Raw genomic sequence first — 3619 nt, forward strand, 5'->3', positions numbered from 1 at the left:
TGGTTTCTGACTTTCAGCCACGGTCCGCCCTCCCGTTCATCGGCCCGCGACCGCCATGATCTACCGCTTTCCCGCCGAGTCCGCCTATCTGCCGCGGACCAAGCTTTCGTACGTCAACCTTCCCGGCATTCTGAGCGACGGCAAGCGCGACCGGCAGGCGCGCGTGCCGGGATTCGTGTGCGTGCAGCTGGGCGAGCGGTGCTTTCTGGTGTTTCTGCGCGGCGGCGAGCCCTTCTTTGCCGCCAAGCTCACCCCGGCGGGGCGGGGGCCTGCGGCGCTCTCGGAAGTGCTGCGGCTGTGCGCCACGGAAAGCGAGCGGGGCGAGGGCGGGCAGATCGGGTACTACGGCGCCACCGAAGAGCAGCTCAAGGCCATGCTGGCCACGCTGGTGGCCGAGCCGCTCCCCTGGCCGGAGCCGCTGGAGGCCGCGCGCCCGGAGCGGCTCTTTCCGCAGCTGCGCGAGCGCGGGTTCACCGGCGTGCTGGAGCTTACGGACGGCGAGCGGCACCACTATCTGCACTTTGACGAAGGCTCGTTCCGCACGGGATGGTTCGCGGAGCGCGACGCGTCCGTGGCGATTCCCGACTTTCTGCGGACGGTGTTCGCCGCCGGCGCCACGCTCAAGGCGGTGCCGTTCGCCGGGCTGGACGCGCTCCCCGTGCAGGCCGGCCCCGGGCTGGTGGACCTGTACCGCCGCATGATCGGCGGCACGCTGCGCGAACTGGCGCTGTCCGCGGGGCGCGAGACGGCGCTGGGAATGCTGCAGGCCGGGCAGCAGGTGGCCGCGCGCGAGTACCCCGTCATCGCCGCGTTCGACATCACCCCCGAGGGGCGGGTGGCCGGCGACCCGGTCAGCTCGCCGGAAGGGCTTACGGACGGCGTGGCGGCGTGGATCACCGAGGTCCTCATCAACGCCGCCGACCACCACGGGGTGGATCCCGGCGCGATGATTGAAAAGGTGGGCCGCGACAGCCGCTTCGTGCTGCAGGAGCACGGATTCTTTGCCCGCCTTCCCTGGGCGCTCGCGATTTGACTTCTCCCTCGCTGTACGTCGTCAGCACTCCCATCGGCAACCTGGGCGACATTACCCGCCGCGCGGTAGACACGCTCCGCGCGGCGGACGTCGTGCTGGCCGAGGACACCCGCCGCACGGGCATGCTGCTGCGCCACCTGGAAATCCAGACGCGCCTCGTCTCCGCCCACGAGCACAACGAGGCGTCGCGCGCCACGCTCGTCGTCGAGATGCTGCGGGAGGGGAAGAACGTGGCGCTGGTGTCGGACGCGGGCACGCCGCTGCTGTCCGACCCCGGTGCGCGCATCGTGCGCGAGGTGGTGGCGGCGGGCTTTCCCGTCGTTCCCATCCCCGGCGCGTCGGCGCTGCTGTCGGCGCTGGTGGCGTCGGGGATCGAGGCAGAGCGCTTTACCTTTTTCGGCTTCCCTCCACGGAAGGGGCCGGAACGCGCGGAGATGCTGGAAGAGATCGCCTCCTCGCCCCGCGCATCGGTGCTGTACGAGTCGCCCAACCGGCTGGGGCGGCTGATGGCGGACCTGGCGGAGGCCGCGGGCGGGGAGCGTCGCGTGGCCGTGGCGCGCGAGCTGACCAAGCTGCACGAGGAGTTCTTTCGCGGCACCCTGGCCGAGGCCGCCGCGCGCTACGCGGACGCCGAGGTGCTGGGCGAGATCGTCGTCGTGGTGGCGGGGCGCACGGCCGACGCCGCGGCCGAGGGCGAGGTGGACGCGCTCGCGGCCGACGCCGTGGCCAAGGCGCTGCTCTCGCAGGGCCAGTCGCCCAGCGCGGTCGCCAAGGAACTGCGCCGCCGCCTGGGGATCTCGCGCAACGACGCGTATCGCATCGCGCAGGACGCGGCGGAGGAATCATGAAGATCTTCGGCTGGACGCGGCGTCATCCCCGGGGTTCTGCCCTGCTGCTGGGGCTCGCCCTCTCCCTCGGCGAGTTCTGGTTCACCTTCGCCGCCCCCGGCCTGCTCGCGCGGCTCACCGGCAACCCGGACTTTGCGGACTACGACGCCCGCCCGGGGTGGTTTGCGCTGTTGATGACGCTGATCGGGTGGCTCCCCTGGCTGGGGCTGGCCGCGTTCATCGTCATCCGCCTTGCCGGGAGAAAGTGGAGCCGGCCGCTGGCATACTTCGGCGGGATCGCGACGGTATACGCCGGCGTTCTGGTGTACGTTCTCGGCGGAATCGCGTTCGAAAGCTACTGGAACGCGCGTGAGTTCGAGCCTGCTGCGTGGCGGGCCAATGACAAGTCGGACCCCTCCCGGCCGGTGCGGCTGCGCATGGCCGACGATCTGGTGGCGAGCGGCCGGCTGAGCGGGCTGCACCGCACGGAAGTGGAGCGGCTGCTGGGCCCGCCGGGCGACAAGGCGATGTGGAAGGACTGGGACATGGTGTACTATCTCGGTCCCGAGCGCGGCCTGCTGAGCCTGGACTCGGAGTGGCTGGTGATTCGGCTCGGCACCGACGGCCGGGTGCTTCGGCACGAAATCGTCCGGGACTAGCAGCGCCCCGCGGGGTGCGGCGGATGCGGATCAGTCCGCGTCCGGACGGAGGCGGCGGGTGCGGGGATAGGGGTAGAACTCGGGGATTTCGCCCGCTTCCTGGCGCCGCTGCACGCCGCGCCACCACGCCACCGTCAGCAGGTCGCCGTGCACGCGGACAAACGTGTCGCGCAACGGCCCGGGCGGGACGAGGAAGGGGAGGAACTGTTCGGGAAACACGTCGCGGTGGTCGACGGAAAAGAACGGTTCGGCGCTCATTTCCTCGTCCTCGTAGCGTGCGGTGGGGAGCGCACGAAAGCGGACGTCGGTGAGCAGTTCCAGTTCGTCGTAGTCGTAAAAAATCACCTTGCCCTGCCGCGACACGCCAAAGTTCTTGAGCAGCAGGTCGCCGGGAAAGATGTTGGCGCAGGCCATGTCACGAATGGCGTCGCCGTATTCGATGATCGCCGCTTCCGCGTCCGGGGGCGGCGATTCGCGCAGATACAGGTCCAGCGGGCGCAGCCGCCGCTCGGTGTACAAATGGCGGATCACGACGTCATCTCCGCGCACCTCCACGCTTTCCGCGCACTCGGCCAGCAGTTCGTCCAGCAGGTCCGGCGCAAAGCGGTCCCGCGCAAAGTGCAGGTGCTCGAACTCCTGCGCATCCGCCAGGCGCCCCACGCGGTCGCGTGCAAAGACGAGGCGGTATTTTTCCATCACCTGCTGGCGCGTGGCGTCCTTGGGCGGCTTCAGGCGGTCGCGGATGACCTTGAAGACCACGTTGAAGGCGGGAAGGGCAAAGACGACCATCACCAGCCCCGGAATGCCCTCCGCCGGGGCAAAGCGGGCGGCGGGATGGGCAAGCTGCGCCGCGAGTTCACGATACAGCTCCGTCTTGCCGTGCCGGTGCCGCCCGATGGAGGTGTACAGCTCGTGCACCGGCTTGGCGGGCATGAGCGTGCGCAGGAAAGCGACGGTTTCCGCCGCGCGGGCGGTGTCGACGGCAAAGTAGGAGCGCGCAAAGCTGAACACGCGATGCACTTCCGCCGCGTCGGCCAGCACGGCGTCCGGGCGCACGCCGTCGTGCCGATGGTGCAGCGCGATGAGCAGCGGCCGGAACT

At 70.0% G+C, this 3619-nt stretch carries 4 protein-coding genes; 3 read left to right on the plus strand and 1 reads right to left on the minus strand.

Features of this window, described 5'->3' with window-relative positions:
- Positions 1 to 55: 55 nt before the first annotated feature.
- Genes VF665_RS19815 through VF665_RS19825 form a run of 3 tightly spaced genes read left to right on the plus strand, consistent with a single transcriptional unit; the run spans position 56 to position 2519 of the window.
- Positions 56 to 1033, plus strand: a complete 978-nt coding sequence (locus tag VF665_RS19815) for a hypothetical protein (RefSeq protein WP_331055195.1) — start codon at positions 56 to 58, stop codon at positions 1031 to 1033.
- Positions 1030 to 1881: a 16S rRNA (cytidine(1402)-2'-O)-methyltransferase gene (rsmI, locus tag VF665_RS19820; RefSeq protein ID WP_331055196.1), complete on the plus strand. Its 852-nt coding sequence runs from the start codon at positions 1030 to 1032 to the stop codon at positions 1879 to 1881. Before VF665_RS19815 ends, rsmI begins: the two co-directional genes overlap by 4 nt.
- Positions 1878 to 2519, plus strand: a complete 642-nt coding sequence (locus VF665_RS19825; protein WP_331055197.1) for a hypothetical protein — start codon at positions 1878 to 1880, stop codon at positions 2517 to 2519. The genes rsmI and VF665_RS19825 overlap by 4 nt, the downstream gene beginning before the upstream one ends.
- A gap of 30 nt (positions 2520 to 2549) precedes the next feature.
- On the opposite strand, the gene aceK is transcribed toward VF665_RS19825, so the two are convergent.
- The coding region (gene aceK, locus VF665_RS19830; RefSeq protein ID WP_331055198.1) for a bifunctional isocitrate dehydrogenase kinase/phosphatase at positions 2550 to 3619 on the minus strand (1070 nt) is incomplete at its 5' end.

This window comes from Longimicrobium sp. (assembly GCF_036387355.1).
Lineage (GTDB): Bacteria > Gemmatimonadota > Gemmatimonadetes > Longimicrobiales > Longimicrobiaceae > Longimicrobium.

What these genes read in the sequence shown, in the direction of transcription:
- VF665_RS19825 (WP_331055197.1), top strand. Translation starts at nt 1,878, where the DNA reads ATGAAGATCTTCGGCTGGACGCGGCGTCATCCCCGGGGTTCTGCCCTG.
- VF665_RS19815 (WP_331055195.1), top strand. Translation starts at nt 56, where the DNA reads ATGATCTACCGCTTTCCCGCCGAGTCCGCCTATCTGCCGCGGACCAAG.